14 protein-coding genes, 1 tRNA gene and 2 pseudogenes are annotated in these 18,833 nt (G+C 72.6%); 7 read left to right on the forward strand and 10 right to left on the reverse strand.

Annotated elements, in window-relative coordinates:
• Positions 1-32: 32 nt before the first annotated feature.
• Positions 33-2,165, forward strand: coding sequence for a transglycosylase domain-containing protein (locus tag IGA62_RS06190; protein WP_145815862.1), 2,133 nt, complete (start codon positions 33-35; stop codon positions 2,163-2,165).
• 39 nt (positions 2,166-2,204) lie between these two features.
• Here IGA62_RS06190 and IGA62_RS06195 read toward each other — a convergent pair whose 3' ends face one another.
• Together IGA62_RS06195 and IGA62_RS06200 are read right to left on the reverse strand one after the other, a co-directional pair.
• Complete coding sequence (locus tag IGA62_RS06195; RefSeq protein WP_145815861.1) at positions 2,205-2,774, reverse strand: GNAT family N-acetyltransferase; 570 nt, start codon at positions 2,772-2,774, stop codon at positions 2,205-2,207.
• A complete protein-coding gene (locus IGA62_RS06200) occupies positions 2,771-4,183 on the reverse strand; it encodes a cobyrinate a,c-diamide synthase (protein ID WP_145815860.1) in 1,413 nt (470 codons plus the stop codon). Before IGA62_RS06200 ends, IGA62_RS06195 begins: the two co-directional genes overlap by 4 nt.
• A 213-nt stretch (positions 4,184-4,396) precedes the next feature.
• Here IGA62_RS06200 and IGA62_RS06205 point away from each other — a divergent pair, with 213 nt between their 5' ends.
• Positions 4,397-5,272, forward strand: a complete 876-nt coding sequence (locus tag IGA62_RS06205; RefSeq protein WP_145815859.1) for an SURF1 family cytochrome oxidase biogenesis protein — start codon at positions 4,397-4,399, stop codon at positions 5,270-5,272.
• A gap of 26 nt (positions 5,273-5,298) precedes the next feature.
• Here IGA62_RS06205 and IGA62_RS06210 read toward each other — a convergent pair whose 3' ends face one another.
• From IGA62_RS06210 to IGA62_RS06225, 4 genes are all read right to left on the reverse strand, one after another.
• Positions 5,299-6,882 carry an ATP-dependent DNA ligase gene (locus tag IGA62_RS06210; RefSeq protein WP_145815858.1) on the reverse strand — a complete coding sequence of 528 codons (1,584 nt, stop codon included), beginning with the start codon at positions 6,880-6,882 and terminating at the stop codon, positions 5,299-5,301.
• Between the two features lie 224 nt (positions 6,883-7,106).
• A complete protein-coding gene (locus IGA62_RS06215; RefSeq protein WP_145815857.1) occupies positions 7,107-7,313 on the reverse strand; it encodes a hypothetical protein in 207 nt (68 codons plus the stop codon).
• Between the two features lie 68 nt (positions 7,314-7,381).
• Positions 7,382-8,749: a dipeptidase gene (locus IGA62_RS06220; protein WP_145815856.1), complete on the reverse strand. Its 1,368-nt coding sequence runs from the start codon at positions 8,747-8,749 to the stop codon at positions 7,382-7,384.
• Complete coding sequence (locus IGA62_RS06225; RefSeq protein ID WP_145815855.1) at positions 8,746-9,399, reverse strand: uridine kinase family protein; 654 nt, start codon at positions 9,397-9,399, stop codon at positions 8,746-8,748. Before IGA62_RS06225 ends, IGA62_RS06220 begins: the two co-directional genes overlap by 4 nt.
• A gap of 92 nt (positions 9,400-9,491) precedes the next feature.
• Here IGA62_RS06225 and IGA62_RS06230 point away from each other — a divergent pair, with 92 nt between their 5' ends.
• Complete coding sequence (locus IGA62_RS06230; protein WP_145821761.1) at positions 9,492-9,893, forward strand: rhodanese-like domain-containing protein; 402 nt, start codon at positions 9,492-9,494, stop codon at positions 9,891-9,893.
• A gap of 153 nt (positions 9,894-10,046) precedes the next feature.
• Here IGA62_RS06230 and IGA62_RS06235 read toward each other — a convergent pair whose 3' ends face one another.
• The 3 genes and pseudogenes from IGA62_RS06235 to ssb all read right to left on the reverse strand — a co-directional run.
• Positions 10,047-11,588 carry a cobyric acid synthase gene (locus tag IGA62_RS06235; RefSeq protein WP_145815854.1) on the reverse strand — a complete coding sequence of 514 codons (1,542 nt, stop codon included), beginning with the start codon at positions 11,586-11,588 and terminating at the stop codon, positions 10,047-10,049.
• A complete protein-coding gene (locus tag IGA62_RS06240) occupies positions 11,585-12,577 on the reverse strand; it encodes a cobalamin biosynthesis protein (protein ID WP_145815853.1) in 993 nt (330 codons plus the stop codon). The genes IGA62_RS06235 and IGA62_RS06240 overlap by 4 nt, the downstream gene beginning before the upstream one ends.
• 505 nt (positions 12,578-13,082) lie before the next feature.
• Positions 13,083-13,747: pseudogene (gene ssb, locus IGA62_RS29935) on the reverse strand (single-stranded DNA-binding protein); the annotation flags it as partial.
• A gap of 419 nt (positions 13,748-14,166) precedes the next feature.
• Here ssb and IGA62_RS06250 point away from each other — a divergent pair.
• From IGA62_RS06250 to IGA62_RS31020, 4 genes and pseudogenes are all read left to right on the forward strand, one after another.
• Positions 14,167-14,589 (forward strand): HPF/RaiA family ribosome-associated protein, encoded by a 423-nt coding sequence (locus IGA62_RS06250; protein ID WP_145815852.1) that lies wholly within the window; start codon positions 14,167-14,169, stop codon positions 14,587-14,589.
• 110 nt (positions 14,590-14,699) lie between these two features.
• Positions 14,700-15,656 (forward strand): alpha/beta hydrolase, encoded by a 957-nt coding sequence (locus IGA62_RS06255; RefSeq protein ID WP_145815851.1) that lies wholly within the window; start codon positions 14,700-14,702, stop codon positions 15,654-15,656.
• A gap of 120 nt (positions 15,657-15,776) precedes the next feature.
• Positions 15,777-15,849 (forward strand) — tRNA-Arg (locus tag IGA62_RS06260).
• A 102-nt stretch (positions 15,850-15,951) separates the two neighbouring features.
• Positions 15,952-17,449, forward strand: a pseudogene (locus tag IGA62_RS31020) (tyrosine-type recombinase/integrase).
• On the opposite strand, the gene IGA62_RS06270 reads toward IGA62_RS31020, so the two are convergent.
• Positions 17,420-18,457 (reverse strand): HNH endonuclease, encoded by a 1,038-nt coding sequence (locus IGA62_RS06270; protein WP_332838468.1) that lies wholly within the window; start codon positions 18,455-18,457, stop codon positions 17,420-17,422. The pseudogene IGA62_RS31020 and the gene IGA62_RS06270 sit on opposite strands and share 30 nt — an antisense overlap.
• Positions 18,458-18,833 lie beyond the last annotated feature (376 nt).

The following is an 18,833-nucleotide window of genomic DNA, read 5'->3' on the forward strand; positions in this document are numbered from 1 at the left end:
TCTCTTAACGGGATATGTCATAGCTTGACGGCGTGAGCTATCGACCCCTTGCCTCCCTCGGTCGTTGTGTCCCTCTCCTGCGTGCCGGGCTGATCGCCGGCATCATCCTGGCCGCCGTGGCGTACCCGATCGTGGCCGCCGCCGGCATCGGCGCCAAGGTCGGCGCGGAGTTCTCCGAGCACAAGGCCGACCTGCTCCGCACCACGCTGCCCGCCGAGACCTCCTACGTCTACGCCGCCGACGGCAAGACCCTGCTGACGATGTTCTACGAGGAGTACCGGCAGTACACGAAACTCGATGACATCGCGCCGAGCATGCAGCAGGCCATGGTCGCCGCCGAGGACTCCCGCTTCTACCAGCACCGGGGCGTGGACCCGAAGGGTGTCCTCCGGGCGTTCGTCGCCAACTCGCAGTCCGGCGGGGTCTCCCAGGGCGCGTCGACGATCACCATGCAGTACGTCCGGATGGCGTTGCGGGACAGCGCCACCACGCCGCAGGAGGTGCAGGAGGCGACCGCCCAGACCAGCATCCGCAAGGTCAGGGAGATGCGGCTCGCCCTGGACGTGGAGAAGCAGATGTCGAAGGAGGACATCCTCGAGCGCTACCTCAACTCGGCGTACTTCGGGCACCGGGCGTACGGCATCTACGCCGCCGCGCAGATCTTCTTCTCCAAGAAGCCGAAGGACCTGACCCCGGTCGAGTCCGCCACCCTGGCCGGGCTGGTCAAGTCCCCGTCCGAGTACGACCCGGTCACCTCCGACCAGCAGGAGGCGATCGGCCGCCGCAACTACGTCCTGGAGCGGATGGGCCAGCTCGGCTACCTCTCGCCGGAGGCCGCCGCACGGGCCAGCACCGAACCGCTGCGCATCGACCAGAGCGACCCGCGCAACGACTGCGCCTCGATCCCGCAGCGGCACAACAGCCTCGGTTTCGCCTGCGACTACCTGAAGAACTGGTGGAGCGCCCAGCCCGCGTTCGGGGAGAACCGGCTGGAACGCATCGACAAGCTGCGCCGGGGTGGCTACCGGATCGTGCTCAGCATCGACCCGAGGATCCAGGAGGCAGCGGAGAAGAACATCGACGCGAAGGGCAGCACCGGCAGCCCGTTCGCGCACGGCGTGGTCGTCGCCGAGCCGGGCACCGGCCGGGTCAAGGCGATGGCGGTGAACCGGACGTACTCCCTGGACACCAGCGAGAACGGGCCGACGTCGAACCCGGAGGCCGACCCGAAGGTGAAGGCCAACTTCCCGAACACGGTCGCGCCGCTGCTCGGCGGCGGCAACCTGCCGGGCTACCAGGCCGGGTCGACGTTCAAGATGTTCCCGATGCTCGCCGCCCTCGACTCCGGCATGCCGCTGTCCACCGCGTTCGACGCGCCGCACCGCTACCGCTCCGAGGTCTACGACGGGTGGGCGCCGTCGAACGCGAGCGGGGCGATGACCGGCCGGCAGACCATGTGGTCCGGCTTCGGCAAGTCGGTCAACACGTACTTCGTCTGGCTGGAGGAGAAGGTCGGCGCCGACCGGGCGGTCCGCCTCGCCGAGCAGCTCGGACTGCGCTGGCGCACCGACGTCGACAAGGCCCAGGCGTCCCCGGAGAAGGTGAAGAAGTGGGGCGCGTTCACCCTCGGCGTCTCCGACGCGACCCCGCTGGAGCTGGCGAACGCGTACGCGGCGATCGCCGCCGACGGCCGGTACTGCGAGGCGATCCCGGTGCTGTCGATCACCAACCGGGACGGCACCCCGGCGACCTACCGGACGCCGGCCGGCCTGGAACGGGAGGTGGCCAAGCCGCGTTGCCGACAGGTCGTGGACGCCGGTGCGGCCCGGGCCGCCACCGACGCCGCCCGTTGCCCGACCGGCGACCGGCCGGCCCGGGGCAGCTGCGGAGGCTGGTCCACCGCCGACAGCGTCCGGGGGACGGTCGGCCGACCGGTCGCCGGCAAGACCGGTACCACCGACAGCACCCGCGCCGCCTGGTTCGTCGGCTACACCCCGGAACTGGCGGCGGCGAGCTTCATCGCCGATCCGGACAACCCGTTCAACGCGGTCGGCGACGGCCAGTCGCAGAAGCCGATCGACGCGGTCGCGAAGACCCTGCGGGACGCGCTCAAGGGCCAACCCACCCGCCAGTTCACGCCGCCTCCCGACCGCATGGTCGGCTGACCGCGCGCCGTCCCGGCCGCCGGGCGGCCGGGACGGGGGTCAGTGGAGGTCGGCCGTGACGAAGGACCAGAGTTCCAGGTCGACGCGGTTGCCCCGGACGTAGCCGGCGTTGCGCAGCAGGCCCTCGTAGCTGAAGCCGGCCTTCTCGGCCACCCGCCGGGACGCCACGTTGCCCGGGGCGACCCGCAGCTCGACCCGCTGGAACCCGTGCTCCAGGATCAGCGCGATGGCCAGTGCGAGGACCGCCTCCGCCGCCAGGCCGTAGCCGCGTGCCTCCGGCGCCATCGCGTACGAGACCTCGGTCAGCCGGGCACCCCAGTCGGTCCGCCTGGTCCAGAGACAGCCGACCACCCGGGCGTCCTCCCGGCGGACCACCGCGAAGTGGTCGCCGTCGCCGCTGTCCCGCCGCTGCCGGGCCAGGTCGGTACACCAGGCCAGCCCGTCGATCTGCCCCGACTCGTCGGCCAACGGCAGCCAGCGCTGGGTCAACCGGTCCGCGAAGATCTCCGAGACCGGGTCGGCGTCCCGCGCGGTGTGCCGCCGTACCTCCGTGCGCGGGGTGGAGACGGTCAGCTCCGGGAACCGGCGCACCGCCACCTGACCGATCACGCCGGGACTCCCAGGGTGCGGTCGGCCGGGGCGGGGCCGGGCCTGGTCGGTGCCGGAGCACGCCGGGCGGCGGCCACCAGCCGGGCGGCGATCTCCGGCGCGCCGGCCCAGTGCAGGGCGAGCTGTGAGGCGTACCCACCGGACCAGACGTGCCCCTCGGGCGGGCCACCCGGCCAGCTCCAGGCCGGGCGCTCCCCGGCCCGGGGCGTGAGCACCGCCCGGTGCTGCTTGTAGCCCACCCGTACCGCACCCCGGGGCGCCACCAGGCTCTCCGTCGCGGCCGTCGCCTCCCGGTAGCCCAGCACCATGCCCTCCTGCGTCGCGGCGGTCGCGTCGAGCACCCCGCACATCGGCCGGCCGTCCAGCTCCCGGGCCAGCCAGAGCAGGCCCGCCCCCTCCGCCAGCACCGGACGGCCGGCGCGGGCCAGCTCCGCCACCGCCGCGTGCAGCCGGCCGTTGGCGGAGAGCTGCTCGGCGTACGCCTCGGGAAGCCCCGCCCCGACGACCAGCGCGGCGGTGCCCGCCGGCAGCGCCTCGTCGCGGAGCGGGTCCACCGGGACCACCTCGGCCCCGGCGGCGGCGAGCAGTTCCGCCGTCTCGGGATACCCGTAGGCGCCCCGGGCGGTGCCGGCGAGCGCGACCACCGGGCGGTCCGGCCGGGCGACGGTGGTCGGCGCTCCGGGTGACCAGGGCTCGACGGCCAGCGGCGGCGCGGTGCGGGCCAGCCCGAGCAGCCCGTCCAGGTCGACCCGGCCGGCGATCCCCTCCCCCAGCCGCCGGACCGCCCGGGTCACGTCCGGGTCACCGGTCAACGCCGGCGTCATCCCGTACGACCGGGCCGGGAACATCGGGGGCAGGTCCCCCCGGCGCAGCGACCCGAAGACCGGGACGCCGATGTCGTCGAGGGCCTCCCGCAGCAGTTCCTCGTGCCGGGGCGAGGCGACCCGGTTCAGGATCACCCCGCCCAGCCAGAGCAGCTCGTCGTACGAGCGGAAGCCGTGCACCAGCGCGGCCAGCGACTGCCCCATCGCCGACACGTCGACCACCAGCACCACCGGACTGCGCAGCGCGGTGGCGACCGCCGCGGTGGACTCGACCTCGGACGGTCCGGCGACACTGTCGTAGAGACCCATGGTGCCCTGCACCAGGGCCAGTTTCGCCCCGGCCGCCCCGTACGCGAAGAGCGGGGCGACGCGTTCCGGCCCGACCAGTCGCGGGTCGAGGTTGCGGCCCGGCCGCACCTCGGCGGCCACCCCGAGGTACGCGGCGTCGGCGTGGTCCGGCCCCACCTTGAACCCGGCGACGTCCAGCCCCCGTTTCCGGAAGGCGGCGACCAGGCCGATCGAGACGGCGTTCTTGCCGTGCCCCGACGAGGGCGCGGCGACCACGAGGCGTGGCACGACGCTCATGATCGATCCTCCGTGGCGGCGGTACGCGCGAACGCGCACGGTCGGTGGCGGCGCGCGGGCGGTTGTGCCACGGTGACCCGGACGCCGCCCGGCGGTTCGTCCGCGTGACGATACCCAACCACTCCGCCGAACGGCGGTAACCGCCCCGCCACGCGTTCACCCGTCCACCGGTGGCGGGGACGGGTGCTCCGGTCGTACGAGTAGCCTCGGGGCGTGTACCGGTTCCTCCTGACGCCACGCTGGCTGGGCTACCTCGTCCTGGCGCTGGTCGCCGCCGCGGTCATGGTGCAGCTCGGCAACTGGCAGCTCGACCGTTACCAGGGGCGCTCGGCGATCAACGAGCGCATCGACGCGACCGCGCGGATGACGCCGGTGCCGCTGCGCGACGTGCTCGCCGCGCCGACCGGAGCGGCCGGCTCGACCGGAGCCGCGCCGGACGCGGCGACCGTCTGGACCCGGGTCACCGTCACCGGGCGGTACGACGCGACGAACTCGGTCTGGATCCGGGGGCGCAGCGTCGAACGGCAGGTCGGTTTCGAGCTGGTCACCCCGCTGCTGCTGGCCGACGGCTCGGCCGTGCTGGTGGACCGGGGCTGGGTGCCACCCACCCCCGGCGGGGACGCGACGGCGCGGCCCGAGCTGCCGGCCACCCCGAGCGGTGAGGTGACCGTGGTCGGCCGGGTCCGGCTCAGTGAGAGCGGGGCGGGCGGCGTCGAGCGGCGCGACGGCCGGTTGGAGACCCGCCGGATCGGCGTACCCCAGCTCGCCCGGGAACTGCCCTACCCGCTCCACGGGGCGTACCTGCTGATCGACGAGCAGACCCCGGCCGCCGATCCGGTCTTCGAGGCGGTGCCGGTGCGGCACGAGAACAACTGGCAGAACTTCGGTTACGTGGTGCAGTGGTGGCTCTTCGCCGCGATGACGCTGGTCGCGTACGGCTGGGTGGCCCGCCGGGAGGCGCGCCGGCTGGCCGGCGTCCGCCGTCCCTCGGGCGACCGGGTCGACGGCGACGGCGGGCGCACGGGGGACGACCCGACCGGAGCCCGTGGTGACCGGGCCGGAGAGCCCACCCCGACCGGCTCGGCCTGACCGGCCCGCACGCCGAGCCGGATCGGTCAGCCGGAGGCCGCCGCCGGGTGCAGGGCGCGGACCGCGTCGATGGTGTCGGCCTCGGCGGCGCTCTTGTCGTCGCGGTAGCGCACCACCCGGGCGAAGCGCAGCGCCACCCCGCCCGGGTACCGGGAGCTGGTCTGCACCCCGTCGAAGGCGATCTCGACCACCTGCTCGGGACGGACCCGTACCACGTGCTCGCCCCGCTGGACGGCCAGCGAGAGGAACCGCTCGGTCTGCCAGCGCAGCAGCTCGTCGGTGAGGCCCTTGAAGGTCTTGCCGAGCATCACGAACCCCCCGGTGGCCGGGTCTCGCGCGCCCAGGTGGAGGTTGGACAGCCAGCCGCGACGCCGGCCGCTGCCCCACTCCACGGCGAGGACCACCAGGTCGAGGGTGTGCCGGGGCTTCACCTTCACCCAGGCCGCCCCGCGCCGGCCGGCGTCGTAGGGCGCGTCGGGCGACTTGACCACGACCCCCTCCTGACCGGCGGCGAGCGCGGCGGTGAACGCCTCCGTCGCCGCCTCCGGGCCGTCGACCTCCGTCCGCCCGACCAGCAGCTCGGCGTCGACCGCCCCGGCCAGCACGGCCCAGCGCTCCCGTCCCGGCAGGTCGATCAGATCCTCGCCGTCGAGGTGCAGCAGGTCGAAGAAGTACGGCGTCAGGACGGTGCCACCGGTCGTGGCGGCGGCGGCGAGCACAGCCGGGGCGACCGGTGTCCGGCCGGTGGTGCTGGCGGTGGTACGGCGGGCGGCCCGACTGGACGTCTCCTGGAACGGCAGCGGTCGCCCGGTGGCGTCGAGCCCGATCGCCTCCCCGTCGAGGACCAGTTCCCGGGCGGGCAACGCGCGGACAGCCGCCACCACCTCGGGGACCCGTGCGGTGATCTCGTCGAGGCTGCGGGTGAACACGGCGATGTCGGAGCCCGCGCGATGCACCTGGATCCGGATGCCGTCGAGCTTGACGTCGACGACGGCGGGAACGCCGGTGGCGGCGAGCGCGTCGGCCACCGTGGGCGCGCTCTGGGCCAGCATCGGGGCGAGCGGACGCCCGACCCGCAGCCCGAACCCGGCCAGCGCGGCGGCACCCCCGGCGAGGGCGGCGACCGCCACCGCGCGGAGGTCGCCGGCGACGAGCAGGGCCCGGCGGACCGCGCCCAGCGGCACATCGGCGGCGCGGGCAACCGCGTCGGCGAGCAGTCCGGCCTGCGCGCCCTGGCGTAGCTCACCGCTGAACAGGCCGACCAGCATGCGCTGCTCGGCGGCGGTGGCGGCGGCGAAGAGGGCGTGCAGCAGGGCACGCCGGCGGGCCTGGGAGCCGGCTCCGTGCACGGCGGCGATCTCGTCGATCGCCGCGTCGACCGTGGCGACGGTCAGGGTCGGTACGCCGGCCGGCGGCGGCAGGTCGCGCAGACCGGCCCAGCCCACGCCGGTCTGGCGCTGACGTAGCTCACCGGCGAGCCAGCCGGCACCGGCCGGCACCTCCGCCGGGTCGAGCGCGCGCAACGCCCCCGCGAGCAGTTCCACCTTGGCCCGCCGGCCGCTGGTGGCACTGACCGCGGCGGAGGTGGCCGCCAGGTCGAGGAACCGCACGGTCCCATCCTGCCAGCCACCTCCGACGACACCGGCGATCCGCCGAGGCCCGCCCCGGTGCGACCCGGCTCGGGCCGTTCCACCGGGGCTCGGCCGCTCCACGGGGACTCGGCCGCTCCACCGGGGCTCGGCCGCTCCGCCGGGGCTCGGCCGCTCCGCCGGGGCTCGGCCGCTCCGCCGGGGCTCGGCCGCTCCGCTCCGGCGGGAGGCCCGCCGGGGACGACTCAGGCCGAGACCGGCTCCTCGATCCGCAGGCCCCGGTCCCGGACCTGGCCGGCGACCCGCGCCAGGAGGGCGTCGAGCGCGACCAGCGCGGTGGAGAGATCGCCGAGCCGCTCGCGGAGCGTCTCGTCGGGCCACGCGGAGACGTCGACGTCCCCCAGAGCGCTGACGGCGGCCTCCAGCCGCACCAACACCTCGTTCGTACTCATGTTCGAGAGGCTAACGTACGGACCGTCCCTGACGTGCCGGAATCCCGGAAATCGGACGGCGTGTCCGGTCAACTCCGCTTCGTGCCCGCCTCGGCCACCCCGGCCAGCAACAGCGCCTCGGCCAGACAGACCCGGGCGAACTCGCCGAGGTGCAGGCTCTCGTTCGGCCCGTGGGCCTGGGCGTGCGGGTCCTCCACCCCGGTCACCATGATCGCCGCCTCCGGGAACATCTCCTGGAAGGTCGCGATGAACGGGATCGAGCCGCCGATCCCGATCTCCACCGGCTCGGTGCCGTCCCAGGCGGTACGGAAAGCGCTGCGGGCCGCGTCGAACAGCGGGCCCGAACTGTCGATGACACAGGGTGCGCCGTCGTGCTCCAGGGTGACGGTCACCCGCGCGTCCCAGGAGACGTGCCGCTCCAGGTGAGCCCGGACGGCCTGGAACGCCCACTTCGGGTCGTCGCCCGCCGCCAGCCGTACGCTGATCTTGGCCTTGGCGGCCGGGACCAGGGCGTTCGGAGCCTCGGCGGTGGCCGGGGCGTCGATGCCGAGCACCGCCACCGAGGGCCGGGACCAGAGCCGGTCGGTGATCCGTCCGGTGCCCATCAGCGACACCCCGTCGACCAGACCGGCCTCGGCGCGGAACCGCTCCTCCGGGTAGTCGACGGTCGCGTCCGCCGCGCGGGCCAGCCCCTCGATCGCCACGTCCCCCGCGTCGTCGTGCAGCGTGGCCAGGAGTCGGGACAGGGTGGTGAGCGCGTCCGGCACCGGACCGCCGAACATGCCGCTGTGCACGGCGTTGCCCAGGGTGCGCACCTCGACGAAGAGGTTGACGATGCCACGCAGCGACGTGGTCAGCGCCGGCACGCCGACGTCCCAGTTGGTGGAGTCGGCGATGACGATGACGTCGGCGGCGATCTCGTCCCGGTGCTCGACCAGGAGGCGTTCCAGCGAGTCGGAGCCGTACTCCTCCTCGCCCTCGATGAACAGCGCCACCCCGACCGGGAGGGCGTCGCCGAACGCGCGCAGCGCGGCGACGTGCGCCATGATGCCGGCCTTGTCGTCGGCCGCGCCCCGCCCGTAGAGGCGGCCGTCCCGCTCGACCGGCTCGAACGGGTCGGACTCCCACCGGGAGCGGTCACCGACCGGCTGGACGTCGTGGTGGGCGTAGAGCAACACGGTGGGCGCCCCGGGCGGGGCGGGCCGCGTCCCGATCACCGCGGGCTGGCCGCCGGAGCGCACGATCCGTGCGTCCAGGCCGCAGCCGCGCAGCAGCTCGGCCACCGCCTCGGCGGAGCGCTCGACCTGCGTGTGGTCGAAGCCGTCGAACGCGATGCCGGGGATACGGACGAGGCGTTCCAGGTCGGCGCGGACGCCGGGCAGTTCCCGCTCGACGGCGGCCCGCAGCTCGGACTCGGTCATGATCGGAGTGGTCATGACCGGCATCGTATGCCGGCCTTACCGGCTGCCGGGCGACGCACGAAGTAGCGCCGGCCGTCGTGCGGCAGCGTCGGCGCGCCGTCCACCACGAGGTCCACCCCGGCCGCCGTGTCGTCGGCGGTGAAGTGCGCCCGCTCCCCCGCGTGCCAGCGGCGCAGCTCGGGCAGGATCCGCGCGCCGTCACGGGCCACCGCCCGCGCCAGGCGCAGCGCCGCCGGGGCGGTGACCAGGACCGTCAGGGTCGTCTCCGGGCGGACCGCCCGGCGGGCCGCGCTGACCCCCTCGACGATCAGCACCGGCGCGGCCGGCACCGGGACCACCCGGGGCAGGAACTCCCGACGGACCCAGCTGTAACGGTGGTAACCGCCGGGCCGTCCGGCGCGCAGCGGGGCCAGCACCCGCTCCTCCAGCCGGGGCCAGAAGGTGAACTGGTCCGCCCAGCCGTCGAGCAGGTCGTCGGTGTGCACCACCGGGGGCCGGTCGCCGCCGGAGAGCGCGGCCAGGGCGTCCGCGAGCCGGTCGGCGAAGACACTCTTGCCCGCGCCGCTCGGCCCGTCGACCGCCACCAGTCGGGTACGCCCCAACCCCGCCGGCCGGGCCAGCACCCGCCGGGCCAGTTCCGCGTACGCCTCCACCACCGCCACCACGTCCGCCGACGCTACCGATCGGGTGGAGGGGTGGTGTTCGTCGGGCGGAACGCCCGCCGGGTGGGCAGGATCGGTTCGTGTCCCATTCCGTGATGAGTCCCGGTGTCGACGCCCTGCTCGAACAGGCGCGGGCCGGCGTGCGTCGACTGACCCCGCACGAGACGGTCCAGGCCGCCGGCCGGGGAGCGCTCGTGGTCGACACCCGTACCGACCTCCAGCGGCGCGAGCAGGGCGAACTGCCCGGCGTGCTGGTGATCGACCGGACCGTGCTGGAGTGGCGGCTGGATCCGGCCAGCGCCTGGCGGATCCCCGAGGCCACCGGGTACGACCTGGAGGTCGTCGTGGTGTGCCGGCAGGGCTACTGCTCCAGCCTGGCAGCGGCGAGCCTGCGGGCGCTCGGGCTGCACCGGGCAACCGACATGGTCGGCGGAGTCGAGGCGTGGCGGGCGGCGGGCCTGCCGATGTCCGACCACCCCGCCGACGTCCGCCACTGAGCACCCTCCGGCCCACCGCCGGAGGCGCGACCTGTCGGGCGGAGCAGCCGCCTCTCGGAGTGGTTCCGAGGGACGCGCGGTGGCCCGCCCGGTGCGAGACCAGGTTGACCAGGGGCTGGATGGGTCCGGTCAGCCCGGAGAGGTGGGCTGGGCTCAGCCGGTGGGTGCGCCGGGCGGGATGAAGGGCAGACCGGTCGGGGGGCCGGACTCGACGAGCCGCCAGAGCGCGTCGGTGTCCAGGTGCTCCTCGACCAGGTCGCCGAGGAGGTCGAGGCTGCGTTCCCGGGCGGCGGCGAATGAGGTGGCCGGAGCCGGCCGGAATCCGCGCCGCCCGGCCTGCCGCGCCACCTCGGCGAGGAAGCGGCGACGGAAGCCGTCGGACTCGAAGGCCCCGTGCCAGTGCGTGCCGTACACCGCGCCGAGCAGGGCGCCCTCGCTCCGGCCGTCGGTGTAGGTCAGCAGCGGGGGCAGGTCCGGGTCGGCGGTGGAGACGTACCCGTGGTGGATCTCGTAACCGCGGACCTCGACGCCGTCGAACGCGGCACCGGCCGACTGGCGGACGGTCTTGCGCGGGTCGAACGTGACCTCGATCGGCAGCAGGCCGAGCCCGGGAACACTGCCCCGCCGGCTCTCCACCGGGTCGTGGATCGCCCGTCCGAGCATCTGGAAGCCGCCGCAGATGCCGAGCAGCGGCTTTCCCGCCGCCGCGTGGGCGAGCACCGCGTCGGCGAGGCCGCTCTCCCGCAGCCAGGCCAGGTCGGCCACGGTGGACTTCGAGCCGGGCAGGACGACCAGGTCGGCGCTGGCGAGTTCGGCCGGTTCGACGGTGAGCCGGACCCGCACCCCCGGCTCGGTGGCGAGCGCCTCGACGTCGGTGGCGTTGCTGACCCGGGGCAGCCGGACGACGGCCACGTCGAGCCATTCGTCACCGTGCGGGGCGGCCGGCCGGCCGAGGACGCGGCCGTAGGCGAGCGAGTCCTCGGCGTCCAGCCAGAGGTCGAGGTGCCAGGGCAGCACCCCGTACGTGGGGCGGCCGGTCACCTGACCGAGCATGTCCAGACCGGGCTGGAGCAGGCCGAGGTCGCCCCGGAACTTGTTGACCACGAAGCCGGCGACGAGTGCCTGGTCGGCCGGGTCCAGCAGGGCCACCGTGCCGAACATCGAGGCGAACACCCCGCCCCGGTCGATGTCACCGACGACGATCACCGGCAGCCCGGCGTGCCGGGCCAGCCCCATGTTGACGTAGTCGCCGACGCGCAGGTTGATCTCGGCCGGGCTGCCGGCGCCCTCGCAGATCACCACGTCGTACTCGGCGCGTAGTTCGGCCAGGGCGGCCCACGCCGTCTCGGCGAGCCGGGGACGGAGCACCCGGAAGTTGCCGGCGGTGACCGTGTCGACCGCCTCACCGAGGAGCACCACCTGACTCGCCAGGTCGCTGCCCGGCTTGAGCAGCACCGGATTGAAGCGCAGGTCCGGGGCGAGCCCGCAGGCGGCGGCCTGCATCGCCTGGGCCCGGCCGATCTCGCCGCCCCGGCCGTCCGCCCCGACCACCACGGCCGAGTTGTTGGACATGTTCTGCGCCTTGAACGGCGCCACCTTGACGCCCCGGCGGTGCAGCCACCGGCAGATGCCGGCGGTCAGCACGCTCTTGCCGGCGTCCGAGGTGGTGCCGGCGACCAGCAGTCCGCCGCTCATGCCGCGCTCCCTCTCCGTACCCGGTTCTCCGCCGCCCGACCCAGTACCGCCCGGCCCACCGCGACGGTGACGGCCAGCGCGAGTGCGGCCCGGCCGACCGCCCCGGAGATCCGGGCCGCCCGGCGCAGGTGCCGGCCCTCCGGCCGGGGACCGTCGCCGAGGAACGGCCGCACCTCGGAGCGTCCGAAGTAGACGTTCCGCCCGCCCAGCCGCACCCCGAGCGCCCCGGCCATGGCCGACTCGCACTGCCCGGCGTTGGGGCTCGGATGGTCGTTCCGGTCCCGCCGCCACACGTGCCAGGCCCGCTCCCGGTCCCCGCGCGCCACCGGGGCCACGGCCACGGTGAGCAACCCGGTCAGGCGTGCCGGAGCCAGGTTGAGCACGTCGTCCAGCCGGGCGGCGGGGGTGCCGAAACGGGCGTACCGGGCCGAGCGGTGACCGACCATGGCGTCCAGGGTGTTCGCCGCCCGGTAGCCGAGCAGGCCGGGCAGCCCGGCGACCGCACCCCAGAACAGCGGTGCCACCACGGCGTCGGAGGTGTTCTCGGCGACCGACTCGACGGTGGCGCGGGCCAGTTCCGACTCGTCCAGGACGGACGGGTCGCGTCCGCAGAGGTGGCTGAGCCGACGGCGGGCGGCCGGCAGGTCGCCGTCGCGCAGCGCCCGGCCCATCACCTCGGCCTCGTGGCGGAGGGTGCGACCGCCGAGCACCGTCCAGGTGCCGGCCGCCACCAGGACCGCGCGGGCCACCGGCCGCCGCCGGGTGGCGACCATGCCCGCCGCGCCGAGCAGCACGGGCACCCCGACCGCGAGCGCGGTGAACGTCGCGCCCGCCACCCGGTCCGGGCGGTAGAGACGTCGTTCCAGGGCACCGGCGGCCCGACCGAACCCGGCGACCGGGTGCCAGCGGCGCGGGTCGCCGAGGAACGCGTCCAGCGCGTACCCCGCCACCAGTCCGGCCGCATCGGCGACGGTGACTGCCTGCCGCACCCCGCACCACCTCCGGCCGGTAAGCCTAGCCGTCACCGCCCCACGTCCCGGGGGACGGCGGAGGGGTCACGCAGGCAGGACAGCCCGGTGGCGGAGCGTGGCCGCGGACTCGGGGCGACGGGCCCCGGCCGGGGCGGAGCACGCCCGTTGGGCCGAGGGCGGAGCGCGCCCGTGGGCCGGGGGCGGAGCGTGCCCGGGTGGGGTGACGACCTGGAGCTGTCACCCCACCCAATCCCCCGCCCCGGCCGGTGTCCCCGGCCGGGGACGGTTCGTTCAGGCCGGTACGGGTTGCCGGGCTGGCCCGGCCGCATCGCCCCGGAGGCCACCGGTGCCCCCACGGCCACCGCGCCGGCCCCGGCGCACCGGCGTCGCCGTCTCCCCGGGCGTTGCCGCCGTCTCGCCGGGCGTCGGGGTCCCGTCGGGGAACCCGACCGCCTCGGGCAGCGGGTCGAGTTCCCCGATCGGCTCCGCCGCGACCGGATCCTCGGGCAGGTCGTCCTCCTCCGGCAGCACGGCGAGTTCGTCGTCCCCGACCGGAGCGGTCACCCCGGCCGGCTCGGCCGTGCCGGCGTTCGGCGCGGACCGGCGGGCCGGGGTGTCGAAGGGGTCGGGGCCGAGGTCCTCCGCGCTGACCGGGAGGCCGGGCAGCCGACGCGGGTCACCGGAAGCCGGCAGGTCGAGGTCGTCGTCGAGCAGCCGGTCGTCGAGCGAGACGGGCGCCTCGTCGCCCGGAACCGGCTCGGTCCGCTCGCCGTGGACCCGTCGCTCCGCTTCGGCGTCCTCCACCGTGCTGGTCGCCATGCTGGGACGGTTGCGCAGGAACCGGCCCCGGCCCCGCGCGAGATCGTGCCCGACGGTGACCGCCTCCAGCTCGTAGAGGGTGCGCTGGTTGCCGGCGTCGTCGATCCAGTCCCGGGTGTAGAGCCGCCCGGCGACGACCACCGGGTCGCCCACCATCACCGAGGAGGCGACCCCCTCGGCGAGCTTGCGCCAGCAGTTGACGCGGACCCGGAGGCTGTTGCCGTCGACCCAGCGCCCGCTCTCCCGGTCCAGCCGGCGAGCGGTCGAGGCGACCTTGAAGTTGGCGACCAGCGTGCCGCTCTGCGCGGTCCGCCGCCACTCCGGTGCGGTCAGGACATTGCCGACCACCGTTACATAGGTATCGAACATCACCCCTCCAGGGGAAGATCGGGATCGTGTGGGGCCGAGTCGACTCGGTGCCGAGCGTGTCCGACGGCCACCTGACGGTCCACCCACGTCCGCCGGCCTGTGGACAACTCGGCCGGCTGTGGACAACAACCTGATCAAGGTCCCGGTGTGGTAGGTCCACCGGCCCTGTGTGTGTCACGCCACGGGGGGCGACGATCAGATCGCCCGGAGTCGCCGGGGCGGTTTCCGCAGGGAGGACGGCTGGGTATGGGTTCGATCAAGCGGCAGGCGTCCACGCGTACCGCAGGAGAAGCCGACGTGAGCGCGGACCGGCACCTTCCGGAAGCCACCGCGCCGCGTCGTCCAACGGAAAGGTCAGCGACCATGTGCAGAACAGCCTCGTCCGGTACGACCGTCGCCACCCGGCGTGAGGTGACCCGATGAGCGCCGTCGCGAATCCCGCCACCGTCGCCGAGTGCCTGCGCGTCGGTGCCGGGTTCTCCCAGGGGGACCGGAACTGGATCGCCGAGCAGTTCGCCACGCTGGACGCCCGGCTGGCCTCGTTCCACGCCGACGCCACCGAGCTTGAGGTGTCGGTGAAGGACCGGGAGGCCCGGGGGCAGAAGGTCACCCTGGAGTGCTGGATCGCGGGCCGCCAGAAGATCGTCACCACGTCCTCCGAGGAGGACCTGCACGCGGCCCTCAACGACGTCCGCGACGACCTGCGCCGCCGGCTCAACGACGCGAAGACCCGGCAGGAGCCCCGGCACAACAAGCACCTGCGGGAGGAGGGCCAGCCCGGCCCCGACGCCCCGTCGAACGACGACAGCGCGGAGGCCCCGGCCGAGTCCGGCGTCGCCTGACCGCACCGCCCGTCGCCGCCCACCGGGTTCCCGGGGGGCGGCGACGTCGTGGATACGCGAGACCGGCACGGGTCTACCGCCGAGTAACCGGTGGGCGTAGCGTGACCGGCGTGGAACCGGACGTACTCGGACCGCCCTTCGAGCGGTACACGATCGAACTGGACCCCGACGACGAGGGCCCGGTCGTCGCCACCCTGGTCCGCCGCCGGGCCGACAGCCCGACCCGGCGGGCCGTGCTCTACGTGCACGGCTTCGTCGACTACTTCTTCCAGGCACACCTGGCCGAATACTGGACCGACCGGGGCTGGGACTTCTACGCCCTCGACCTGCGCAAGTACGGCCGCAGTCTGCTGCCGCACCAGACGCCGAACTTCTGCCGCGACCTGGGCGACTACTTCCCCGAACTGGACGCCGCCGCCACCTTCGTCCGCACCTCCGACGACCACGACACGCTGCTGGTGATGGGCCACTCCACCGGCGGCCTGCTCGCCGCCGTCTGGGCGCACGCGCGGCGCGACGCCGGCCTCGTCGACGGGCTCCTGCTCAACAGCCCCTTCTTCGACATCAACGCCCCCTGGCTGGTCCGCCGCCCGCTCGCGGCCGCCGTGACCCGGCTCGGCCGTGGCACGCCGCACCGCGTCCTCCCCTTCGGCCTGGGCACCGTGTACGGCGAGTGCCTGCACGCCGACCACCGGGGCGAGTGGCGCTACGACCTGAGCTGGAAACCGCTCGCCGGGTTCCCGGTCCGGATCGGCTGGCTGACCGCGATCCGCCGGGCGCAACGGCAGCTCCGTGCCGGGCTGGACATCCCGGTGCCGGTGCTGGTGGCCTGCTCCACCCGCACCTTCCGGCGTCGACGCTGGCACACCTCGGCGATGCTCGCCGACGCCGTCCTGGACGTGGCGCACATGGTCCGCTGGGCACCCCGGCTCGGGCCACAGGTGACCGTGGCCCGCATCGACGGCGGGATGCACGACCTGACGCTCTCCGGCCCCGCCGTACGCGAGAAGGTCTTCGCCGAGATCGACCGGTGGGTCGGCTCGAACCTGGTCGGTGCCGGGCGCTGACCGTCGTGGTACGGGGTCGCGCGGATCCGCTGCGCCCCCGTACCACCGCGACACCCCCGGTCAGCGGTACCCTCTTGGCGCACCGTCGGTACGGCCCGGCCCGCCGGACCACCACGCCATGCGCCTGTAGCTCAGCGGATAGAGCAGGGGACTTCTAATCCCAAGGCCGCAGGTTCGAATCCTGCCAGGCGCGCTGGACTTTCTCCCAGCCGAACGGCTCGCGTGGAGCTATTCGTGGAGCTATCGAGCTACTGTCGGCCCCGTGGCAGGCACGAAGCGGCAACGCGGCGAGATCATGGAACTCCCCAGCGGGTCACTCAGAGTGAGGGTCTATGCAGGCGTCGACCCGCTCACCGGGAAGCGGCACTACCTCACCGAGACAGTCCCGGCGGGGCGGAACGCCCAGCGGGAAGCCGAGAAGGTGCGAACCCGCTTCCTCAACGAGGTCGACGAGAAGCGCAGCCCGCGCACCCGAGCGACGCTGAACCAACTGCTCGACAAGTGGCTCGACGTCGCCGACATCGAGCCGACGACCCGCATGGGGTACGAGAACAAGCTGAACAAGCACGTTCGGCCGGTGCTCGGCAAGCTGTCGCTGAATCGGCTCGACGCCGAGACGCTCGATTCCTTCTACGCGAGCCTGCGCCGTTGCCGCGACCGGTGCGGCGGCAAGACGTCCGTGACGCACCGGCTGGCCGGCGATCACACCTGCACCGCGAGATGCCGGCCGCACGTCTGCAAGCCGCTCAGCCCGTCCTCAGTGCGGCAGATCCACTGGATCCTGAGCGGTGCGCTGAGTCGGGCTCTGCGGTGGCGCTGGATCGCCGTCAACCCCGCTGCACAGGCTGAACCACCCGCCCCACCGCACCCCGACCCGCAGCCGCCGAACCCGACCGATGCCGCGCGCATCATCACCGAGTCGTGGCGCGACCCGGACTGGGGCGCGCTGGTCTGGCTCGCCATGACCACCGGCGCCCGGCGCGGCGAACTGTGCGCCCTCCGCTGGCATCACCTCGACCTGGCCGCCGGAGTGCTGACTCTCCGACGGAGCGCCTACCTCGACGCCAACGGCGAGTTGCAGGAGAAGGACACCAAGACTCATCAGCAACGACGAGTCGCCCTCGACCCCGAGACGGTCGCCGTGCTCACCGAGCTGCACGCCCGGTACGTCGACCGCCTGGCGCAGCTCGACGCGACGGCCGACCCGGCGGACTACGTCTTCTCCCCCGAGCCGGACAACAGCCGCGGCTACCGCCCCGACACCATCACCCAGCGGTACGGCCGACTCGCCAAGCGCCTCCGCATCGACAGCCACATTCACGCCCTACGCCACTACTCGGCAACCGAGCTGATCAACGCCGGGGTCGACGTGCGAACCGTCGCCGGCCGGCTCGGTCACGGTGGCGGTGGTACCACCACGCTTCGTGGTCTACGCGGCGTGGCTCTCCGAATCCGACCAACGCGCCGCCGGCACCCTCGCCGCCCGGATGCCGCCACATCCTTCTGCACAGATGCTTCCGCTTTCGACGAACGCCCCTTATCAACAGATTGCGAGGGAAATACGAGAAGCTATCCTTGCTGGCCAACTAAAACCTGGCGAACAACTGCCCACCATCTCCGAGTTGGCTACTCGCTACGGCGTTTCCGCAGGCACAGCCCACCGAGCCATGGCAACAGTCAGGGCGGAAGGCCTGGTTTCTGCCAGTCGGGGCCGCCGGGCAACCGTGAATTCCTATACGCAAGAAAGTCCACACTACCGAAGTTCATCCTCCTTGCTTCGCCAGGACGAATGACCACAAGCCGAGTATGACGACGACAAGGGCAGCACTCCAGAACATCCCCCACCTGAACGAGTGCCAATTCCATCCGCCGACTCCTTTGTCGACAGCACTAGCAGCCATCGCTAGATTCTCTGAGGCCTTCTCTATTGACTGCGCCACCTCGCTCATCTCTTGTATCGACGAGGAGGCGCGCACGAAGTTATCCACCGCCCGCTCTAGACCGCCGATACGCGTACCCAAACTTGCACCCCCGATGCTGTCTGCGGCGGTAGAGAGCACGCGAGCATTCGCATCAAGCCCTTCGAGCCGGTCCACAGCCATTCGCAGAGGCCCGACCTGATCCTCTAGGTAACGAAGCCCTTGGGCTGCTTCATACAACATAGGAGAGTAGTCCGGCGCATGCTTCAGCGCCAAGGACGCTTCATAGAGCATAGGGATGTAGTCTGGAGCGTCTTTGAAGGCCAAGGATGACTCATACAGAAGATTCACAGCATCGTCAAGAGTGCGCATACCTTCGGCCGACTCATAAAGCATCCAGGTCTTATCTTCAAAGTTCGCGAAAACCCGCGCTGTGAACTCCAGCTTCGCGATCGCATCATCAGTTAGGTAAGGCTGATTGAAAGAAGCACTGACCATCGATTTGATCATCTTGGCCGTATCGAGGCTTATGTCTTTCAACTCATCAATAGCGCCGACGATCTCTTTCCTCATCCCATCGACCGCATTCACCATCAGATCCTGAAGCAAGGCGTTGTCAGTAAGAGGTGGAAGCTCTCGGAGCGTCACCCCCAAGTCACCCTCACGATCCACCTTCCACTTTACCAACACCTCAATGGGATAGAGAGTCTTCCATAAGTCCGAGTCAACTTCCGTATGGTGAGCCGAACATAGAAGGATTAGGTTTTCAAAGTTGTTCAGCCGCTCCTTAGGAAAGCCGCCTTCATACCTGGCCTCACCCCTGCCGAGCGCCCTAATGTGAGCAATCTGCACATTAACTCGCGGGGTGCCGCTACCGGTCATCTTCAAGACGCGCTCCTTGCATACCGGCTCATAGCAAGTCCCACGACTGAGCATGAAGAGCGCCTTCTCAACGCCGGATCCGTAGTAGCGGCCCTTACCCACCGTCTTCAACCCTCTCGCATCGACGCACCGTCCAGGTTGGACGCTAGGCGCACCGTCCGACAAAATCGGGAGACTACGAAAAAGCGACTCTCTGGTTGAATCGTGCTTTTACCCTCCATACCAGCCGCAAGCCGTGCAGGAAGCATCAGCAGACCCTCGCGGCTAGACCATGGAAGGAGGCCTCCGACAAACTCGACTCATCCCTCAGTTGATCGGAGGTAGCGATGGCGGATCATGGTCACATGCGTCTGCTCGTGCTCGGGGGGAAGGGTCT

The organism is Micromonospora sagamiensis, assembly GCF_014680085.1.
Classification (GTDB): Bacteria; Actinomycetota; Actinomycetes; order Mycobacteriales; family Micromonosporaceae; genus Micromonospora; species Micromonospora inyonensis.